The sequence below is a fragment of the Salinicola aestuarinus genome (assembly GCF_003206645.1).
Lineage (GTDB): Bacteria > Pseudomonadota > Gammaproteobacteria > Pseudomonadales > Halomonadaceae > Salinicola > Salinicola aestuarinus.
The window spans coordinates 437,723-456,230 of record NZ_PZJP01000008.1 but is presented as its reverse complement, the minus strand read 5'-3'; the positions used below and the strand labels follow the sequence as shown (position 1 = coordinate 456,230).

19 protein-coding genes are annotated in these 18,508 nt (G+C 65.9%); 16 read left to right on the top strand and 3 right to left on the bottom strand.

Annotated features, from left to right (window positions below):
• The 8 genes from mltG (at window position 1) to DOM41_RS14020 (ending at window position 7,809) form a co-directional block, all read left to right on the top strand.
• Window positions 1-1,005 carry an endolytic transglycosylase MltG gene (gene mltG, locus DOM41_RS14055; protein ID WP_110687471.1) on the top strand — a complete coding sequence of 335 codons (1,005 nt, stop codon included), beginning with the start codon at window positions 1-3 and terminating at the stop codon, window positions 1,003-1,005.
• 72 nt (window positions 1,006-1,077) lie between these two features.
• Window positions 1,078-1,734 (top strand): dTMP kinase, encoded by a 657-nt coding sequence (gene tmk / locus DOM41_RS14050; RefSeq protein ID WP_110687470.1) that lies wholly within the window; start codon window positions 1,078-1,080, stop codon window positions 1,732-1,734.
• On the top strand, window positions 1,725-2,708 hold the full coding sequence (locus DOM41_RS14045) for a DNA polymerase III subunit delta' (protein ID WP_110687469.1): 984 nt from the start codon (window positions 1,725-1,727) through the stop codon (window positions 2,706-2,708). Before tmk ends, DOM41_RS14045 begins: the two co-directional genes overlap by 10 nt.
• A 29-nt stretch (window positions 2,709-2,737) precedes the next feature.
• Window positions 2,738-3,073, top strand: a complete 336-nt coding sequence (locus tag DOM41_RS14040; RefSeq protein ID WP_110687468.1) for a PilZ domain-containing protein — start codon at window positions 2,738-2,740, stop codon at window positions 3,071-3,073.
• A 218-nt stretch (window positions 3,074-3,291) separates the two neighbouring features.
• On the top strand, window positions 3,292-4,095 hold the full coding sequence (locus tag DOM41_RS14035) for a TatD family hydrolase (RefSeq protein ID WP_110687467.1): 804 nt from the start codon (window positions 3,292-3,294) through the stop codon (window positions 4,093-4,095).
• 24 nt (window positions 4,096-4,119) lie between these two features.
• Window positions 4,120-4,650 (top strand): DUF1285 domain-containing protein, encoded by a 531-nt coding sequence (locus tag DOM41_RS14030; RefSeq protein WP_110687466.1) that lies wholly within the window; start codon window positions 4,120-4,122, stop codon window positions 4,648-4,650.
• Between the two features lie 30 nt (window positions 4,651-4,680).
• Window positions 4,681-6,981: an ATP-dependent helicase gene (locus tag DOM41_RS14025; protein ID WP_110687465.1), complete on the top strand. Its 2,301-nt coding sequence runs from the start codon at window positions 4,681-4,683 to the stop codon at window positions 6,979-6,981.
• A 15-nt stretch (window positions 6,982-6,996) separates the two neighbouring features.
• Window positions 6,997-7,809, top strand: coding sequence for a sulfurtransferase (locus DOM41_RS14020; RefSeq protein ID WP_110687464.1), 813 nt, complete (start codon window positions 6,997-6,999; stop codon window positions 7,807-7,809).
• 116 nt (window positions 7,810-7,925) lie between these two features.
• Here DOM41_RS14020 and DOM41_RS14015 read toward each other — a convergent pair whose 3' ends face one another.
• Window positions 7,926-9,563, bottom strand: a complete 1,638-nt coding sequence (locus tag DOM41_RS14015; protein WP_110687655.1) for an electron transfer flavoprotein-ubiquinone oxidoreductase — start codon at window positions 9,561-9,563, stop codon at window positions 7,926-7,928.
• Between the two features lie 425 nt (window positions 9,564-9,988).
• Here DOM41_RS14015 and DOM41_RS14010 point away from each other — a divergent pair, with 425 nt between their 5' ends.
• From DOM41_RS14010 to DOM41_RS13975, 8 genes are all read left to right on the top strand, one after another.
• Window positions 9,989-10,738, top strand: a complete 750-nt coding sequence (locus DOM41_RS14010; protein ID WP_110687463.1) for an electron transfer flavoprotein subunit beta/FixA family protein — start codon at window positions 9,989-9,991, stop codon at window positions 10,736-10,738.
• A 14-nt stretch (window positions 10,739-10,752) separates the two neighbouring features.
• Window positions 10,753-11,679 (top strand): electron transfer flavoprotein subunit alpha/FixB family protein, encoded by a 927-nt coding sequence (locus DOM41_RS14005; RefSeq protein WP_110687462.1) that lies wholly within the window; start codon window positions 10,753-10,755, stop codon window positions 11,677-11,679.
• 247 nt (window positions 11,680-11,926) lie between these two features.
• Window positions 11,927-12,784: a DUF3450 domain-containing protein gene (locus tag DOM41_RS14000; protein ID WP_245391854.1), complete on the top strand. Its 858-nt coding sequence runs from the start codon at window positions 11,927-11,929 to the stop codon at window positions 12,782-12,784.
• Entirely contained in the window at window positions 12,781-14,205 is a 1,425-nt protein-coding gene (locus tag DOM41_RS13995) for a MotA/TolQ/ExbB proton channel family protein (protein ID WP_245391853.1), read from the top strand. Before DOM41_RS14000 ends, DOM41_RS13995 begins: the two co-directional genes overlap by 4 nt.
• Entirely contained in the window at window positions 14,198-14,740 is a 543-nt protein-coding gene (locus DOM41_RS13990; RefSeq protein ID WP_110687653.1) for a MotA/TolQ/ExbB proton channel family protein, read from the top strand. Before DOM41_RS13995 ends, DOM41_RS13990 begins: the two co-directional genes overlap by 8 nt.
• Window positions 14,733-15,140, top strand: coding sequence for an ExbD/TolR family protein (locus DOM41_RS13985; protein ID WP_110687460.1), 408 nt, complete (start codon window positions 14,733-14,735; stop codon window positions 15,138-15,140). The genes DOM41_RS13990 and DOM41_RS13985 overlap by 8 nt, the downstream gene beginning before the upstream one ends.
• Window positions 15,140-15,913 (top strand): TonB family protein, encoded by a 774-nt coding sequence (locus DOM41_RS13980; RefSeq protein WP_110687459.1) that lies wholly within the window; start codon window positions 15,140-15,142, stop codon window positions 15,911-15,913. Before DOM41_RS13985 ends, DOM41_RS13980 begins: the two co-directional genes overlap by 1 nt.
• Window positions 15,910-17,154 carry a hypothetical protein gene (locus DOM41_RS13975; protein WP_110687458.1) on the top strand — a complete coding sequence of 415 codons (1,245 nt, stop codon included), beginning with the start codon at window positions 15,910-15,912 and terminating at the stop codon, window positions 17,152-17,154. The genes DOM41_RS13980 and DOM41_RS13975 overlap by 4 nt, the downstream gene beginning before the upstream one ends.
• Window positions 17,155-17,308: 154 nt before the next feature.
• Here DOM41_RS13975 and xthA read toward each other — a convergent pair whose 3' ends face one another.
• Both xthA and DOM41_RS13965 read right to left on the bottom strand, forming a co-directional pair.
• The gene (gene xthA, locus DOM41_RS13970) at window positions 17,309-18,124 is read right to left on the bottom strand and encodes an exodeoxyribonuclease III (RefSeq protein ID WP_110687457.1); all 816 of its coding nucleotides are present in this window, start codon (window positions 18,122-18,124) and stop codon (window positions 17,309-17,311) included.
• A complete protein-coding gene (locus DOM41_RS13965; protein ID WP_110687456.1) occupies window positions 18,124-18,360 on the bottom strand; it encodes a hypothetical protein in 237 nt (78 codons plus the stop codon). Before DOM41_RS13965 ends, xthA begins: the two co-directional genes overlap by 1 nt.
• Between the last annotated feature and the right edge of the window lie 148 nt (window positions 18,361-18,508).

Below are 18,508 nucleotides of genomic sequence, written 5' to 3'. Positions count from 1 at the left end.
ATGCGCGCCATCAAGATACTGTTGCTACTCCTGGCGCTCGCCGCGGCCGTTGCCTTCGGCGGCTATCGCTACTGGCTCGCTCAGCTCGAAAGCCCGATCGCCATCGACACCGACACGCTTTTCGAGGTACCGCGCGGTGCAGCGTTCGGCCAGATCGTTCAGTCGCTCGAGGCGCGCGACATCATTGAGTCCGCCTGGCCCTACCGCGTGCTGGCGCGCGTCGAGCCGGACGCCGTCAACGGCCTGCGTGCCGGCGAGTTCGAGCTCGAGCCTGGCATGAGTGGACGCGAACTGGTGTCCAAGCTCTCCAGCGATGACGTCGTCACCTATCGGCTGACCGTGCCGGAAGGCTGGACGTTTCGCCAGATGCGCCAGCGACTGAATCAGGCCGAAAAGCTCGATCACCAGACGTCTGACCTCAGTGACGAGGAGATCATGGCGGCACTGGATCACGCAGACACGCATCCCGAGGGGCAGTTTTTCCCCGACACCTATCGCTACCACAAGGGTGTCAGTGACCTCGACATTCTTCGCCAGGCGTTCGACCGCATGCAATCGACGCTGGCGTCGGTGTGGGCGGACCGCGACGATGACCTGCCCATCGACTCGCCCTATCAGGCGCTGATTCTCGCCTCGCTGATCGAGCGAGAAACCGGCGTGCCCGAAGAGCGCAGCGAGATCGCCGGCGTCTTCACGCGTCGGCTGGAAAAGGGCATGCGGCTGCAGACCGATCCCACCGTGATCTACGGGATGGGCGATGCCTACGTCGGCAACATCACCCGCGCCGATCTGCGACGCCAGACGGCCTACAACACCTACGTCATCGCCGGATTGCCACCCACGCCGATCGCCATGCCCGGTGCCGGCTCGTTGAATGCTGCCGTTCACCCCAATGACGGGGATTCGCTGTACTTCGTTGCCAAGGGTGACGGTTCCCATCAGTTCTCGGCGACGCTGGCGGCGCACAACGCAGCGGTAAGGCGGTACATTCTCAATGGTGATTGAACGGCCGCGAATTCATCGTCATTTCAGGCCGGTGGGCGACCGGTGGTTCACGACTCCACGAGGCGACAACTCATGAGTGCAGAGACTCAGACGCAACGCTGCGGCCGCTTCATTACCCTCGAGGGCGGCGAAGGGGTTGGCAAAACCACCAATGTCGGCTTCGTCTGCGACTGGCTGTCGGCGAGAGGCCTGGAGGTCGTGCGGACTCGCGAGCCCGGTGGAACGCCAGGCGCCGAGGCAATTCGCGAGCTTCTGCTGGATCCGAGCCGCGACGCGCCATGGTGTGATGATGCCGAGCTGCTATTGGTCTTTGCCGCCCGCGCCCAGCATCTCGCCGAGCAGATTCGGCCCGCGCTGGCGCGAGGCGCCTGGGTCGTCTGTGACCGGTTCACCGACGCCACTTTTGCCTACCAGGGCGGGGGGCGCGGTGTGGCCCGGGAGCGGATCGAAACCCTCGAGCAGCTGGTCCAGCAGTCGTTGCAGCCGGATCTCACCCTGCTGCTCGACGTGCCGGTGGCGCTGGCCGCCGAGCGTGTATCCGGGCGCGGGGCGCCGCTGGATCGCTTCGAGCAGGAACAAAGCACGTTCTTCGAGTCGGTGCGTCAGGCCTACCTCGAGCGCGCCGCTCGGAGCGAACGCTTCGCGGTGATCGATGCGCGTCCCGATCTCGAGACGGTGCAGCAGGCGATCGGTGACTGCTTGCGCGAGCGAGTCGCCGCATGGTCCTGACCCCGCTTCCCTGGCAGCACGAACGCTGGCAGCAGCTCATCGATCTTCAGGACCGGGGCAAGCTTCCGCACGCGCTGCTGCTTTCGGGCCCGCGTGGGATCGGCAAGCAACCACTGGCGGAGGCGTTGATCGCGCGCACGCTCTGTCGTGCACCGAATGCCACGGCCTGCGGCGAGTGTCATAGCTGTCGCATGCTGCTGTCGGGCTATCATCCTGATCTCCAGAGCGTGTCGCTCACCGAAAAGTCGCGGCAGATTCGTATCGATGCCATTCGGCGCGTCAACGGTTTCGTCTCCCAGACCGCGCAGCAGGGAGGCCACCGCGTTATCCGCATCGAGCCCGCCGAGGCGATGAACGTCGCCGCTTCCAACGCACTGCTGAAGAGCCTGGAAGAGCCGGGGAGCCGAACCCTTTTCGTGCTGATCGCCGATGTGCCATCGCGCCTGCTACCGACGATACGTTCGCGATGCCAGCAGTGGAGTCTCGGCATCCCGGCTGCCGAAGCCGCCGAAACCTGGCTCGCCGAGCGGCTGGGCGGGGTGGAAGACGCGCGATTCTGGCTGCGCGTTGCCGGTGGGCTGCCGCTACTGGCCGAGGAACTCGCCAGCGGCGAGGCGCGTCAACTGCGTCAGGACCTGCGCGAACTCTTCGACTCGCTGGTTCGGGGCGGCGAACCCATCGGTGAAGCGGCGAGACTCGATGCCCAGTCGCTGGATCGTGTGCTCTGGTATGGCATCGCGTGGCTCGAAGATTTGATTCGTCTCGGTCTCTCCGGTGACCCGGCGCGGGTGCGCAACAGTGACCTGTTGCCGCTCTACCGTCAGGCGGTGAAAAATGCTCGGGTGCGCGACTGGTTCCGGCTGCTGGACTATGCTCGCGAGCAGCGCCGTCTGCTGGCAGCCGGTGGCAACCCCAACCCGCAGCTCGTCATGGAGGCCTGGCTCGTTCGCTGGTCCGCGCTGCTGAGATCCTGATTGCCGCAAACGCGGCCGAGGTGAAGTCAATGAGTGCGCCCAAAGCCCTGTCGCTGAAGATTCGCGATGACGAGACGCTGCAAAGCGCTTATCTGCCGTGGCTCACCCACGGCGGCCTGTTCGTCCCGACCCGTGACACCTACGGGATCGGTCAGCGTGCCTATCTGCTGATCACCCTGCCGGGCGAGAGTGAGCGGTCCGCCGTCGAAGGCGACGTGGTCTGGATCACGCCGCAGGGAACGAACCGTCGTGTCGCCGGTATCGGTGTTCACTTCGACGAAGCGGGACGGGAACTTCGCCACCGCATCGAAGCCCGGCTGGCCTCGTCGGCGCCGGACAACGTCACGCTGAGCCATACGCTTTGACACGTGGAAGAGACCGGGCGCGGTCACAAGCGAATCACGGGCGTGTAGAATCCTCGGCTGGCCAATCCCGAGATCCTGCTCAGGTCGTGCCGTCAACGGCAGGCACGTCAATGGCCTCTGTCGCGCGCCTCCACCGCGTTTTGCAATGACTCCTGTCGCCGCCACCGCCCCGAGAATCGCGGCGTGAGTGGCGGCGGCATCGGCTTTTTGGATACTGCATGTTCGTAGATTCCCACTGTCATCTGGATCGGCTCGACCTCTCGCCCCATAAAGGCAGCCTGGAAGCGGCGCTGGACGCGGCCCGGACTCGCGGCGTCCAGCGATTTCTCTCCATCGCCACCACGCTTGAGAGCGCACCGGCGATGGCGCAGATCACCCGTGATCACGAGGACGTCGTCATGAGCGTCGGCGTTCATCCGCTGGCCGACGTCCCTGAAGAGCCGAGCGTCGAGGCGATCATCGAGTGTGCCGAGCAGTGTGGCGCCGTCGCTATCGGCGAGACCGGGCTCGACTTTCACTATGAGAGCATCGCCCCTGACATCCAGCGGCGGCGCTTTGCGGCGCATCTTCAGGCCGCGCATGCGCTGGAACTTCCCGTGGTGATCCACACTCGCCAGGCCCGAGAAGAGACGCTGGCACTGGTCCGCGAGCATACCGATCCCAATGTCGGAGGCGTGCTCCATTGCTTCACTGAAGATATCGACATGGCGCGAGAGGCGATTCGTTTGGGCCTCTATGTGTCGCTTGCCGGCATCGTTACCTTTGCCAGTGCCGAAGCGCTTCGCGACGTGGCTCGCCAGGTGCCGCTGGACAGGCTCCTGATCGAGACCGACAGCCCCTTCCTTGCCCCGGTGCCGTATCGCGGCCGCAGTAACGAGCCGCAGTATGTCGTCGAGGTGGCGGAATGCATCGCCGAGGCTCGTGGCATCACCGTCGACGAGGTGGCCATGCAGACTCGGGCCAACTTCTACCGGCTCTTCGCGGCGAGCGTCAGCGATGGGGCGCCCAATCCGTTTGTCTAACGCCAGCGTCTGGGAGTAGCGGCCATGCGGTTGGACGCACTGTTTCAGCAAGTCAAAGCCGAGGCACGGGTGCCGATCGAGCGCTGGGACCCGCCGGTCTGTGGGGAGATGGATCTTGTGATCACCCAGAGCGGCGATTGGATCCACGAAGGCTCGCCAATCACCCGTCCAGAGCTCGTTCAGTTGTTGGCGCGGGTGCTGCGCCGAGAGTCCGACGGTGACTACTATCTGGTGACACCCGGTGAAAAGCTGCGAATTCGGGTCGAGGACCTGCCGTTGTCGATACATGACGCGGAGGCCGACGCCGCTGGCTGGACGCTGGTCGGCCAGTGGGGGGAGCAACTTCGACTCGACGCCAGCCGACGCTTGATGCTGGTCGCATCACCCAGCGGCGATCCGCTGCCGGCGGTGGCCGTGGATCGCGGCTTATGGGCGCGGTTGCACCGCAACCTCTTCTATCGCCTGGTCGAATGCGCCGACGTCGAGGGCAGCGAGATCGGCCTCTGGAGCGACGGCGCCTGGCAGTCGCTGGGTCGGCTCGATGTCGACGCTTAACACTTTCGAATTCGCGAGTCGCGCTCTTTCATGACTGATGCCGTTAGCCCCCAAGCCACTCACGAGGCCTCGTCGGCCAGCGTTATTTCGACCGACGAGGACCGCAGTCTGACCGACGAGCAGCGCGCGGTAATCGCTCACGGCGAGGGTCACGCGCGGGTGGCGGCGGTTGCCGGGGCGGGCAAGACGACCACACTGGTGCGCCGTGTGCTGGAGCTACTGGCCGCGGGCGAGAACCCCCGCCGGGTGCTGGTGCTGATGTTCAATCGCGCCGCCCGTGATGATTTCCGGCTCAAGCTCGAGCGCGAGGCGAGTCCCGGTACGTTGCTCCCGGAGGTGAGAACCTTCCATTCGATCGGGCACCGTCTGACTCAGAGCCTGACCCGCTGGGGCTATCTGGCATCGCGTCAGCTTCTGCAGGCCGACTGGCAGCGCGAGCGGCTTTTTCGACAGGCCGTCATGCAGAGTCTGGATCAGGCGGATGGCGAAACCCGAGAAGCGGCACTCGATGCTGACCGGCTCGAGGCGTTCGGCCAGTTCTGCGACCTGGTGAAAGCCGAGGTCGCCGAGCCGGCAGCGCTGTTCGAGCGCCTGGACTACGCCGACAGCGAGCGCCACTTCGTCGAGGCGTATGGCATCGCCGAATCGCTGCTCGACGCCTCGAACAGCATGACCTACGCCGACCTGCTTTATCGCCCGCTGTGCTGTCTGGAATCCGTTCCTGAAGCGCGTCAGCGGGTGCAGGGATTTCTCACTCACGTCATCGTCGATGAGTATCAGGACATCAACGAAGCGCAGCTAAGACTGCTGCGCCTTCTGGCCGGCGACAGCGCCCAGGTGATGGCGGTGGGGGATGCCAATCAGTGCATCTACGAGTGGCGAGGGGCGCGTCCCGACGCCATGCTCGCGCGCTTCGACTCGCTTTTCGGCCACGCCCGAGACTATCCGCTCTCTTACACCTTCCGTCATGGTCACGCCCTGGCGCTGGCGGCGAATCACGCCATCCGCGGCAACCGCGAGCGCCGCGATCAGCTCTGCCTGGCCGCGCCCGGCAACCCGGCGACGACGTTGGAGGCCGGTACCGGTGCCAACGCGCTGCTGGCAACGCTGGCGCGCTGGCACGAGGAAGGCCGGGAGAGTCGCGAGGCGTGCGTGCTGGTCCGCAGTTGGTCGCTGTCGGTCTCGGTCCAGCTGCAGCTACTTCGTGCCGGCATCCCTTTTCGTCTCGCTCAGGAGGAGCGGTTCGTCTTTCGGTTGCCGCTGGTGCAGGCGCTTGCCGGCTACCTGCAGCTCGCGCGTGCCCCCGGACTGCTCAACGATCCGGCGCATCTAGCGTTGCTCTTCTCTCAGCCGACCACCTTCGTCGCCCAGGATCGTCTGCGCGCACTGGTCGACGAGCTTGCGCATACCCAGCACTGGCCGGCGAAAGACGCCAACGTGCTTGGCGGGCTGCGGCCCGGTCAGCGGCGGAATCTGAAGCGGCGCTGGCAGTTACTCTGCGAGCTGCCAAAGCTTGCCAACTGGCCGCCGGCGAAGCTGCTCGAGCATGTCGTCGACGCCATCGATGCTGAAAAAGTGCTGCGCCGCTCCGCCTCGCGGCGAGAGAAAGGGGACGATGATGTGCGTCTGCTTGATGTATTGATCGAGCAGGCCGGCGAGCTTGCCAACGATCCGGATGCGTTCATCGAACTGCTGCGCAATCCGGTGGAGAATCGCGACGACGGCGTGCTCATCAGCACCGTTCACGGTGCCAAGGGGCTCGAGTGGCCGCTGGTGGTGCTGGCGGGCCTCAACGAAGAGGACTTTCCGCACTACAGTCGGGAGAACCCGCTCTCACCCGAGCGCCAGGAAGAGGAGCGCCGGCTTTACTACGTGGGGATTACTCGCGCCCGAGAGCGGCTCCTTCTGCTTCAGGATGGGGGCGAACATCGACCGAGCCGCTTTCTCGAAGAGACCGCCGTCGCCGATGCCGGCTGCGTCGCCCGGGCGCTGGCCGGCGACGTGGGGTCTGCCACCGAGACGGCGCTCGCCGTCAGTGAGCCGGCACTGGTCGAGCGCTATCTCGCTCGCGTGGGCAGCTCGCTGGCGGTCACGCGTCGTGACGAGTCGGCCGCGGAGGTGGCAAAGGTCGGCGCCGCGGGGCTCGCGCCGTCGAGCTGGCAGGTCGGTGACCGTCTTCGCCACGCCACCTTCGGTGACGGTGAAGTGGTCGTCGTCGAAGGCTCATCCACCAATCCGGTCATTGATGTGCGTTTCGACTCGGCGGGGCGGCGGCGTCTGATCGCGGCCCGTGCACCGGTTGAACGCCTGTCACGCGCGCGACCGCGCTAATCCAGGAGAGAGCCCGTGCAAGATAGCCTGATCGATTCGCCGACACTGGTTGCGGCCATGGCGTCGGCGCTGCCACCGCTGGTACTCGACTGCCGTGTCAGCCGAGGAGAGAGTCGTGCTGAAGATAGGGGCGTGCCGGGAAGTCAGCCATTCGATCTCGAACGCGACATGTCGAGTGCACCTGGCGATGCCGGGCGACACCCTCTGCCGACGCGTCAGGCGTTCACCGCGACACTGCAACTGCTGGGCATCTCTCCGGATCGGCCCGTCGTGGTTTTCGATGATCAGGGCGGCAGGCTTGCGGCGGCCAGGGGCTGGTGGATGCTTGCCTGCTGGGCAAGACACCCTGACGTGCGCGTTCTCGATGGTGGCATTCAGGCGTGGCATGCGGAGATCGCGGGGCTTGGCCCGATGCCAGTAGCGTCGCCTTCCGATGTGTCTGCTTGGGTGCCCGATTATGACGAATCGGCTTGGATCCGGCGGGAGCGGCTGGCCCAGGAGGGCGGGCAGCTCATCGACGCCAGAACGGCGTCGCGTTTTCGCGGCGAGGAGGAGCCACTAGACCCCGTCGCCGGTCACATCCCGGGAGCGGTATGCCGGCCGTGCGCGGATAACCTCGACCCCTCAGGGCGCTTCAAGACCACTCGGCAACTGGCAGCCGCGTTGCCGAAGGCCGAGGTGCTAACCGCTTACTGCGGTTCCGGAGTGACCGCCTGTCATAACATCCTCGCCTACGCCGTTGCCGGTCTGCCGCTACCCCGGCTCTACGTCGGTTCCTGGAGCGAGTGGGTGCGCGACCCGCTACGCCCGGTCGCGACCGGCAGCTGAGCCGCCAGCGGGAGACTGACGAAGAGGCCTCGCGAGGCCTCTTGGGTTGCCACCCGTGTTGCTGTCCCTTGACGCAGTGTTGCTGCCCCTCGGCGCAGGGGGCTGGCCGTCAAGCGCTACATGTTGGGATAGTTCGGTCCGCCGCCGCCTTCGGGCGCCACCCAGGTAATGTTCTGCGACGGATCCTTGATGTCGCAGGTCTTGCAGTGGATGCAATTCTGGAAGTTGATCTGAAAGCGCGGTCCGGCTTCGCTCTCCACGACTTCGTAGACGCCAACGGGACAGTAGCGCTGCGCAGGCTCGGCATAGTCCGGCAGGTTCCTGTCGATGGGGATCGACGGGTCGCTCAGCTTCAAATGGCAAGGCTGGTTCTCGTCGTGGTTGGTGTTGGAGAGAAACACCGATGAGGCCTTGTCGAAGGATAGCTTGCCGTCCGGCTTGGGGTAGTCGATCTTCTCCGCGTCCTGGGCCGGCGTCATCTCGTGATCCGGTGCGGTATCGTGGAGCGTCGGCAGCTTGCCGCCGGTGAGCTGGTCGACAAAGTTGAACGCGCCGCCGCCGAGGGTCCCGTACTTATGGATCGCCGGACCGAAACTGCGGCTCGCCTGCAACTCCGCCCAGGCCCAGCTCGACTGCCACGCCACCGTGAATTCGGTCAGCTCACGCCCGCCGTCGGCGTCATCCGCCAGCGCGGCGAAGACACTTTCTGCCCCGAGGAGGCCGGACTTCATTGCGGTGTGGATGCCCTTGATCTTGGCGAAGTTGAGCGTGCCGGCATCGCAGCCGAGCAGTAGCCCGCCGGGGAAGGTCATCTTGGGGAGGCAGTTGGCGCCACCCTTGGTGATCGCGCGAGCGCCATAGGCGACCCGCGAGCCGCCTTCCAGCGTCTTCGCCAGCAGTGGATGATGTTTCATGCGCTGGAATTCATCGAAGGGCGAGAGATAGGGCTGCCGATAGCCAAGATCGACGATCAGGCCGACCATTACCTGCTGGTTGTCGCCGTGGTAGAGAAACCAGCCGCCGTGATTCTGTCCGGAGAGCGGCCAGCCGGCACCGTGCAGCGCCAGCCCCGGCTGGTGCTGATCCGCCGGCACGTCCCAGAGTTCCTTGAAGCCGATGGCGTAGTGCTGCGGGTCGCGCCCGTCGGCGAGATCGAAGCGCTCGATCAGGCGCTTGCCGATATGTCCGCGGGCTCCTTCGCAAAACAGCGTGTACTTGGCGCGAAGCTCCATGCCCGGCATGTAGTTGGCGGTTTCGCTCCCGTCGGCGGCGACCCCCATGTCACCGGTAATCACGCCGCGAACCACGCCTGCCTCATCGACGATCGCCTCCTGCGCCGCGAAGCCCGGGATGATCTCCACCCCCAGCGCTTCGGCCTGCTCGGCCAGCCAGCGGCAGAGGTTGCCGGCGCTGATCACGTAGTTCGGTGTCTCGCCGCCGACGTTGTGCATCGTCTTCGGCACCAGCGCGTTCGGCAGTTTCTGGGTCGTCTCGGCATCCTTGAGCAGATGCACTTCGTCTCGCGACACGGGGGTGTTGAGCGGTGCGCCGCGCTCGGCCCAGTCCGGGAAGAGTTCGGTCAAGGCGCGCGGGTCGAAGAGTGCCCCTGACAGAATATGGGCGCCCACTTCGGAGCCTTTCTCCACGACGCAGACGCTCAGTTCGCGCTGGCTCTCTTCGGCCTGTTGCATCAGTCGGCAGGCCGCGGCGAGGCCACTGGGGCCCGCGCCAACGATGACCACGTCGAATTCCATGGATTCACGTTCCAAACCGTCTCTCCTTGTCTTCTACTCACGAGCGGGTCGAGACAGACGTTGTCATCGGCTCGGGTTCGCCATGACGCTGTCTCACCGCCGCTTGGAATGCGCCGCACTGCCGGCGGAGTGCCGCTTATTCGGCGGGGCGCTTTTCTTATGCCGAGGCGCCGCTTCGGCCCGGCCTGGGGTATGCGCTATCATCGCATCTTTCGCGCGCCGCTGTCCCGGCCCGACAGGGCTGGCACGCGCGGCGAACCGGCCCCCGGCGCAGAGGATGTCAGGCAGTCGTCGCCTCGTCATTTCCTCACAGTACGGCGTGAAGGTACGCTGTCGACAAGCGCCCGGTGGCGCCGACGATCCTCGGCCCACGCCCGCAAGACGGTCTGGGCGGATCGCTCCGTATTCAGCCTGCGAGGACACCCATGAAAGTACTCGTCGCGGTAAAACGCGTCATCGACTACAACGTCAAGATTCGAGTGAAGCCGGACCACTCCGACGTCGATCTCACCAATGTGAAGATGGCCATGAACCCTTTCTGTGAGATCGCCGTCGAAGAGGCCGTGCGACTCAAGGAAAAGGGCGTGGCCACCGAAGTGGTTGCCGTTACCGTCGGACCCAAGGCCGCGCAGGAGCAGCTTCGCACCGCACTCGCCCTCGGCGCCGACCGCGCCATTCATGTCGAGACCGACGAGCCGGTAGAGTCGCTCGCCGTGGCCAAGCTCCTCGAAGGTGTGGTCAACGAAGAGAAGCCGGACCTCGTTGTGCTGGGTAAGCAGGCGATCGATACCGACAATAACCAGACCGGCCAGATGCTGGCGGCGTTGACCGGTATGGGGCAGGGCACCTTTGCGTCCGAGGTCGTCATCGAGGCGGGCGAGATCCGTGTCACTCGCGAGATCGATGGCGGACACCAGACCGTGGCGCTCAAGCTGCCGGCGGTAGTCACCACCGACCTGCGCTTGAACGAGCCGCGCTACGCCAAGCTGCCCGACATCATGAAGGCGAAGAAAAAGCCGCTCGAGAACCGCACTCCCGAGGCGCTGGGCGTGACATTGCCGGCCGGGCTCAAGCGGTTGAAGGTCGAGACGCCCGCGGAGCGTAAGGGCGGCGTCAAGGTAGGCTCCGTCGACGAGCTGGTGGACAAACTCAAGAACGAAGCCAAAGTGCTTTGATAGGAGCCGATCGAATGAGCATTCTGGTTCTGGCCGAACATCACGACGGCCAACTCAGTGACGGTACGGCCCATGTTGTCGCTGCGGCCATGGCGATCGGCGGTGACGTCGATGTGCTGGTGGCCGGGGAGAACGTCCAGGGCGTCGCCGAAGCCGCCGCCACGCTCGAGGGCGTGGCCCGTGTCCGTCTGGCCGATGCCGCTGTCTTCGCGCATCAGCTCGCCGAACCGCTGGGTGATCTGCTGGTGAATCTCGCCAGTGACTACACTCATGTACTCGCCGCGGCTTCCACCAGTGGCAAGAACGTGCTGCCGAGGCTGGCGGCGCTCAGAGGCGTCAACCAGATCTCCGAAATCCTCGAGGTGGTCAGCACCGACATTTTCAAGCGACCGATCTACGCCGGCAATGCCATCGCCACCGTTCAGTCCGAGGACGCACTCAAGGTCATTACCGTGCGCACCACGGCCTTCGATGCCGTCTCACGCACGGGATCGGCGCCGGTCGAGTCGGTCGAGGGCCAAGTGACCAACGAGACCTCGCGCTTCGTCGACGAAGTGCTTGCCCAGAACGATCGCCCGGAACTCGGTGGGGCACGCATCGTTGTCTCGGGCGGCCGGGGCATGGGTAACGGCGAGAACTTCAGGCTGCTGGAAGGTCTTGCCGACAAGCTCGGCGCCGCGGTCGGAGCCTCCCGCGCCGCCGTCGATGCAGGCTTCGTACCCAACGACATGCAGGTGGGGCAGACCGGCAAGATCGTCGCGCCCGACCTCTATATTGCGGTCGGCATCAGCGGCGCGATCCAGCACCTGGCCGGGATGAAGGATTCCAAGGTGATCGTCGCGATCAACAAAGACGACGAGGCCCCCATCTTTCAGATTGCGGACTACGGCCTGGTTGGGGATCTTTTCGAAATCCTGCCGGCGCTGGAGCAGAAGCTCTAGTCGATAGACCTTCGCGTCGATCGCAGCTCCAGTCGATCGCATTGGAGCGGCACCGAGCCTTCATGAGCCGATACCCCCGGGTATCGGCTTTTTTGTGTTCTGGCGTTGCATGAGCGTGATCGGGCGGGCGCTGTATCGTATTGATAATTGTTCTTGTTTGTATTAGCTTGACGCTCGCTTTAGCCGCATGTCACCGCCTCGAGCGGTGTTTTCCCCGGCTCTTTCGCCCCATTCGCAAGGAGATGGCGTGGTGTATCACTTTCCGCGGTTGCGAGGTCGTCGACGTCACGCGCTGGCGTTCGGCTTCGCTGCCCTTGGCCTGGCGTCGTTCGCCAGTCCTGCCGTCGCTCAGGACGCCTCCTCTCAGGCCAGTCTCGGTCAGGCGAGTATCGCCGCACAGCAGGCGCAGGCCGAACTGCAGTCGAAAATCGACAGCGCCGACGATGCGACCCGCGAAGCGCTGGCCAGACTGCGGCAGACCCGCCAGCAGGCCGATCGCCTGGAACGCTATAACGCCGAGCTCGAACCGGTCGTCGAGAGTCAGTCCGAGCGCATCGCGCGTCAGGCGCAGGCGCTCTCCCAGATCTCGACGACCCGCGAAGCGCTGCCCGGCGAGATGCGCGACATGGTCGCCCAGCTTCGCACGCTGATCGAGGCCGATATGCCGTTTCTGAAGCGCGAGCGCCTGGCCCGAGTCGACGATCTGGCGTCGCTGCTCGCCAACGACGAAGCCTCGTCCGCCGACAAGCTCGAACGCATTTTCTCCGCCTGGCGCACCGAGCTCGACTACGGTCGGGAGATGGACCACTGGCGCGGTCCGCTTAACGGCGCGCAGTCCGATAGCGCGCAGGCGCAGAGTCAGTTCGCTCGTGAGGTCGATTATCTGCGAGTCGGCCGCACCGGCTGGTACTACGTGACGCCGGATGATCACGCCGGCGGGGTGTGGCGGGTCGCCGAGGGCGAGTGGCAGGCGTTGACGCGAGAGCAGATCGACGCCGTCCGCCGCGGTATTCGTATCAGTGACGATCAGAGCGCGCCCGAGCTGCTCGAGCTGCCGGCCTCGGTAGCGGTCGAGTCCGGTCGCGACGCGGGAGGTGAGTCATGAAGCGCCGTTCATCGGTCATGCTGGCGCTGTCACTGACGCTGCCACTCTCGCTCCTGGCGCACACCGCCCTGGCGCAGTCGCCGGACGGCCAGTCCGCCAATGCCGACAGCGGTGAGGCGACGTCGCTGCAGTCGGTGGTTGCCCGGTTCCAGCAGGAGAGCCAGGCTGCCGAAGCGCGCGATGCCGAGCGCCTGCAGGCGCTACTCGATGACAGCGACGCTCTCGACAAGGCCGTCGCCGACGCGCAGTCGCGGCTGCAGGATGCCCAGGCGCGGCGCGACGAGCTCGAGGCGCGCCAGCAGGCGCAGCAGTCTCGCCTCGCTGAACTTCAGCAGTCCCGCGGTGACGACGCTGGCGATATCGAGCAGGTCTCGGGCATCGTCAAGCGCCAGGCCGGCGAGATTCGTGACGCCCTGGGCAATGCGTGGGTCACCGTGGGGGGCGATGCCGAGCTGCCTCCGCGCCTCGACGATCGCGGGCTCATCGACATCGATACGCTTGATCGGCTGCGTCGTGATCTCGCCGGGCTGATTGCCGAGAGCGGCCGCGGCGTGCGCTTCACCGCACCCGTTGCAGGCACCGACGGCGATGTCACGCAACGTGAGGTGATCCGTCTGGGCGATACGCTGGCGTTCAGCGACGGCGCGCTGCTCGAGCGCACCGGGGACGAAGGGCGGCTCACTGCCTATCCGCGAACGCCCGGTAGCGTCCAGGACGTGCTGCAGGACTTTCAGCGGGGAGATCACGATACCGTCGTCGTCGATCCCACTGACGGCGACGTGCTCGACGCCTTTGCCCAGCAGCCAACGCTGTGGGAGCGCTTCAATCAGGGCGGCTACGTGGGCTACGTGATCATCGCGCTGGGTGTCGTCGGCCTTCTCGTGGCGCTGGCGCAATATCTCTACCTGCTGGGGGTGAGTCGGCGGACGTATCGCCAGATGAAGCACCCCGAGTCGCTCAGCGAGGACAACCCTCTCGGCCGGGTGCTCGGCCGCTTCGCCGCGCTCGGTCATCATCACGCCCCGGAAGCGCTGGAAGCGCGACTTGACGAGGCGCTGCTGGCCGAACAGCCGCGGCTGGAGCGCGGCCAACCGGTGGTCAAGCTCATCGCCGCGGTGGCGCCGCTGCTCGGGCTCCTGGGTACGGTGACCGGCATGATCATTACCTTTCAGTCGATCACCGTCTTCGGGACTGGCGATCCGCAGCTGATGGCGGGGGGGATCAGTCAGGCACTGGTGACCACGGTGCTGGGTCTGATCACGGCCGTGCCGCTGCTATTCGCCAACACCGCGCTCAGCAGTCGCAGTCGGCGTCTACTGGGTCAGCTCGAGGGCCGGGCGAGTGCCGTGCTCGCCGAGCACCTCGAGGCCGGGCCCCGTATTGCCGACGCGCAGGAGCGGCCGCATGGCGCTCATGTCTGAGCTGATGACCGTCCTTGACCCGATCCGCTGGCTGATCAATGCCGGCGGCGAGGTGCTGGTGATGATCATGCTGGTGGCCATGGTGCTGTTCGCACTGGCGCTGGAACGGCTCTTCTACTGGCGTTTTACCCACCGTCGCGCCCGTCGGGCGCTGATCGATGCGTGGATTCAGCGTCGTGACCACGCGACCTGGAGCGCGCTGACGCTGCGCGAAGTTTGGACCCGCGAACTCATCGCCCGGCTTCGCATGCCGCTGCCGTGGCTCAAATTGCTGGTGGCGATCTGTCCGCTGCTGGGGTTGCTGGGAACGGTGACCGGGATGATCCAGGTCTTCGACAGCCTGGCATTGACCCAGAGCGGGCAGGCGCGAGCGATGGCCGACGGCGTGGCTCGCGCGACGCTCCCGACGCTGGTCGGCATGGCGGTGGCCGTGGTCGGGCTGCTGTTCGTCAGCCGGCTAGAACAGATTATTCGGCGCGAGGATCAGCGATTGCACGATCGCATGGCGCGCGCCGTGGAGGAATCTCATGCGTAGGCGCCGCTTACGAGAAGCCAGCGACGAGAGCACCGGGGTCGATCTGACGCCGATGCTCGACGTCGTGTTCATCATGCTGATCTTTTTCATCGTCACCACGAGCTTCATCAAGGAGAGCGGCGTGGAGATCGAGCGGCCGGAGTCCAGTGCGGCCACTGCCCGGCCGGACACGCAAGTGCTGGTGGCGATTACCGATCAGGGAGCAGTCTGGGTCGATGGCGAGGCGGTGGATGCCCATCGCGTCGGCGCCCGGGTCGCGGAGCTGGTTTCCGGGAGCGGTAGCGTCGTGGTCCAGGCGGACCGTCGCTCGACCACCGGCACGCTGATCGAGGTGATGGATCGCATTCGCGACGCCGGCGTCGAGAATGTCGCCGTGGCGGCGAACCGGAGCGATAGCTGATGCGACGGCTTGCCGGCCTCTGTGGTGGCGCGCTGCTCGCGCTGTTGCTCTTCTATCTGCTGGCCCTGCTGGTAGTGCCGCCGTCGCCCGAGCAGACCCAGGTCGTCGAGCCGACGGCCATGGCGATGGTAGAGGCGACCCCACAGGAGCAACCGGTGCCCGCGCAGTCGGCTCCGGCGCCACCGCCGCCCCCCGTCGAGCCTCCACCGCCGCCCGCGGCGGCGCCGGTCCCGGCCGCCGAAAGCCCGAGTTCGGTGGAAATCCCCGAGCCCGTGACGCCGCCGATGGAGACGCCGGACGTGACGCTGGACAGCGACCTCCCCGCACTGGACGAAGCTGAGCCGGCGCCCGAGCCCGAGCCCGAGCCCGAGCCCGAGCCGGAAGCCGAGCCCGCGCCGCAGTCGACAGCGCCCGCTCAGACGCAGGTAGCGAGTACCGAAAGCGCCAGTTCCGCACCGGCGGCCTCGCAGCCGCCCCAGGGCACCCAGGCGTCACCGCGAGACGTGGGCCAGCTCAATCCGGTCAGCCGGCAGCAACCGAATTACCCCTCGCGTGCGCAGCGTCGGGGTATCGAAGGCTACGTGCAGGTGCGGTTCACCATCCAGCCCGATGGACGGGTCGACGCGGGATCGCTCGAGGTGATCGACGCCGACCCGCCACGGATGTTTGACCGGGAGGTCAAACGGGCCATGGCGCAGTGGCGCTTCCCGCAGGCCGATGACTATCGCCGGGTCACACAGCGAATCGAGTTCAAGCTGGGAGGGCGAGGATGATCGCAGTCGCCAACCGACGAGAGGCGCGCCGCTCGCCTCATCGCGCTGGGCGATGGGCTGCGCTGGCTCTGGTCGTGGGGCTCGGCCTGTCGCCACTGGCGAATGCCGAAGGTCCTGCGCTGCGCGCCGATATGATCGCTTCGCTTGAGTCAATGCAGCAAGCGCTGCAGGACAGTGACCTTGAGCGTGTCACGACCCGTGCCAAAGCGTCAGCCGAGCGCCTCGCCGGCGGCAACGCCGCCGACCGCTGGGCGCGGGCGCTGTTCCTGCAGCTTGCGGCCACGGCCGAAGCGCGACAACAAGCGCCCGGCTCGGCAGCCGATCTATTGGCGACGGCGCGCTCCATCGATCAGGTGCCCGCGTCACGTCGACTCGCCTGGCTCGAGCAAGAAGCGAAGCTCCGGCTTCGGGCCGGGCAGACCAAGGCCGGTGCCGATCTGCTGACCCGCTGGGTCGAGCGAAGCGGGGGCGATGACGCCTCCCGATGGCTGCTGATTCAGGCCCGTGCGTCACTCGGTGATTGGTCGGCAGCCGCCAATTCGCTGGCGCGTATTCGTGAGTCCGGGGATACCGATTCATGGACATCGGCGCAGCGTCAGCTCGCAGAGGCCGTTTACCAGCAGGCCGGTCAGTTCGGCCAGGCCTTGTCACTGATCGACACCGATACTGAGCGTGATGCCGGGCGCGGCGATCTCTGGCGGCGGATGGCGGGAATGGCGCAGCGCGCCGGAGACGTGGGCCGCGCTGCCGCGATTTGGGAGAGCGGCTGGCGGCGTGGCGCCTTGACCGCGCCCGAGGATCTCGAGCAGCTCGCCAAGCTGCACCTCGCGGGGGGCACCCCGGCTCGGGCCGGCGAGCATCTGAGCGACTGGCTGGAGAATGGGCAGCTCGACGATAGCGTGGGGCATCGGCGTCTGCTGGCGCAGGCGTGGACGGCGGCGCGTGAGCGCGACAGGGCGCTCGCGGCCTGGCGTCAGCTCGCCCAGCGAACTCAAGCGCCCGACGATTGGCATCAGCTGGCGGATATTGCCTATGGCTGGGGGGAGTGGCAGACGACGCTGGAGGCGTTGAACGCGATGCGAGACGCTGGCGGCGATTTCGCCGACCGCGACTGGCTGCTCTACGGCATCGCCGCGGCTCAGCTGGAGCGAACGGACGATGCCCGGGACGCGTTTCGTCAGGCCCAGGCCATCGGTGTCGAGCAGGCACAGCAGTGGCTGGACTCGCTCGGGTCGGCCTAGCGTTCGACAGGCCGCCGGCTGGCAAGCCCGTGATCACGATGGTATCCGCCGCTGAGAGCCGGCGAAAAAACGGGCGGCGCCCGCTATGGGCGCCGCCCGCGATCTTGGTCTGCCAGGATCGGGCAGACACGAAGTCGGTTCCGGTCGATCGGCCTCAGAGCGCGAATTCGGTCCAGACCGGCGCATGGTCGGAGGGTTTCTCCATTCCACGCAGAGCGTAGTCGATACCCGCGTCGCGGGTCAGCTCGGCGAGCGACTCCGTCGCCAGCAGGTAGTCGATCCGCAGGCCTCGCTTGGGCTCCCGGTCAAAGCCTTTCGAGCGGTAGTCGAACCAGCTGAACGTGTCGTCGCGCTCCGGGTAACAGCGACGGTAGCTATCCGAAAGACCCCACGCCTTCAGCGTCGAGAGCCATTCGCGCTCTTCCGGTTGAAAGCTCGTCTTGCCTTCCCGCAGCCAGCGCTTACGGCTGGCTTCGCCGATGCCGATGTCGCGATCTTCCGGCGAGATATTGAAATCTCCCATGATCGCCAGGCGCTCGTCAGGGCGGTGCCGCGCCTCGAGCATCGCGTTCAGATCGGCGTAAAAAGCGCGCTTGTTGGGAAACTTGGTCGGGTGCTCGACGTTTTCACCCTGCGGAAAGTAGCCGTTGTAGATCGTCAGCGGTCCGCCGTCCGGAAGCTCGAGTGTCACGCCGATCAGGCGGCGCTGGGCATCGTCATCGTCATGGGGCAGGCCCAGGTACACCGCACTGGGTGCGAGGCGCGTCATGATCGCCACGCCGTAATGACCTTTCTGGCCGTGGAAATGGACGTGGTATCCCATCGCTTCGACCGCATCGAGCGGGAACTCGCTGTCCTGAACCTTGGTCTCCTGCAGCCCGATGACGTCCGGCGCGTGGCTGTCGATCAACGCCTGAAGCTGGTGCAGCCGGGCGCGGATGCCGTTGATATTGAACGAGACCAGGCGCATCAGCGGGAACCCTCGGGCTCGTCGCCCTTGTGAAGCGGCAGCGGCGGGGCGCTCTGACGCTGCCGCTTGCGTTCGGCCTGCGCCTTGCGTTGCTCGGTCTTCTTGCTGACGTAGCGTCGCGCGGTGGTCGAGACCTCGTCGGGGTTGTCGTGGCGCCAGCGCCGGTAGTCCTTTCGTTTGCCGGTGCGGATCGTCACCTTGTCGGCCAGAGAGCGAGTCTTTTTTCTACGTGTCATGCGCGTGACCTATGGCGTAAGCGCGAACGGCGACGCGGCGCCGCTCGGGGAAAAATGTCGGTATGCCATTCTAACAGCCGCGTCGGCGGCTGACAGCGCCAGGCAAGCGACGTGTTCGACTGGGCTCGCGACGTTGCGGGGTGGGACT

Coding starts and splice junctions, on each gene's coding strand:
- DOM41_RS13995 (WP_245391853.1), top strand. CDS start 12,781: ATGAAGCGCCGTTCATCGGTCATGCTGGCGCTGTCACTGACGCTGCCA.
- DOM41_RS14025 (WP_110687465.1), top strand. CDS start 4,681: ATGACTGATGCCGTTAGCCCCCAAGCCACTCACGAGGCCTCGTCGGCC.
- tmk (WP_110687470.1), top strand. CDS start 1,078: ATGAGTGCAGAGACTCAGACGCAACGCTGCGGCCGCTTCATTACCCTC.
- DOM41_RS13990 (WP_110687653.1), top strand. CDS start 14,198: ATGTCTGAGCTGATGACCGTCCTTGACCCGATCCGCTGGCTGATCAAT.
- DOM41_RS14045 (WP_110687469.1), top strand. CDS start 1,725: ATGGTCCTGACCCCGCTTCCCTGGCAGCACGAACGCTGGCAGCAGCTC.
- DOM41_RS13980 (WP_110687459.1), top strand. CDS start 15,140: ATGCGACGGCTTGCCGGCCTCTGTGGTGGCGCGCTGCTCGCGCTGTTG.
- mltG (WP_110687471.1), top strand. CDS start 1: ATGCGCGCCATCAAGATACTGTTGCTACTCCTGGCGCTCGCCGCGGCC.
- DOM41_RS14030 (WP_110687466.1), top strand. CDS start 4,120: ATGCGGTTGGACGCACTGTTTCAGCAAGTCAAAGCCGAGGCACGGGTG.
- DOM41_RS14015 (WP_110687655.1), bottom strand. CDS start 9,563: ATGGAATTCGACGTGGTCATCGTTGGCGCGGGCCCCAGTGGCCTCGCC.
- DOM41_RS13985 (WP_110687460.1), top strand. CDS start 14,733: ATGCGTAGGCGCCGCTTACGAGAAGCCAGCGACGAGAGCACCGGGGTC.
- DOM41_RS13975 (WP_110687458.1), top strand. CDS start 15,910: ATGATCGCAGTCGCCAACCGACGAGAGGCGCGCCGCTCGCCTCATCGC.
- DOM41_RS14010 (WP_110687463.1), top strand. CDS start 9,989: ATGAAAGTACTCGTCGCGGTAAAACGCGTCATCGACTACAACGTCAAG.
- DOM41_RS14005 (WP_110687462.1), top strand. CDS start 10,753: ATGAGCATTCTGGTTCTGGCCGAACATCACGACGGCCAACTCAGTGAC.
- DOM41_RS13965 (WP_110687456.1), bottom strand. CDS start 18,360: ATGACACGTAGAAAAAAGACTCGCTCTCTGGCCGACAAGGTGACGATC.
- xthA (WP_110687457.1), bottom strand. CDS start 18,124: ATGCGCCTGGTCTCGTTCAATATCAACGGCATCCGCGCCCGGCTGCAC.
- DOM41_RS14035 (WP_110687467.1), top strand. CDS start 3,292: ATGTTCGTAGATTCCCACTGTCATCTGGATCGGCTCGACCTCTCGCCC.
- DOM41_RS14040 (WP_110687468.1), top strand. CDS start 2,738: ATGAGTGCGCCCAAAGCCCTGTCGCTGAAGATTCGCGATGACGAGACG.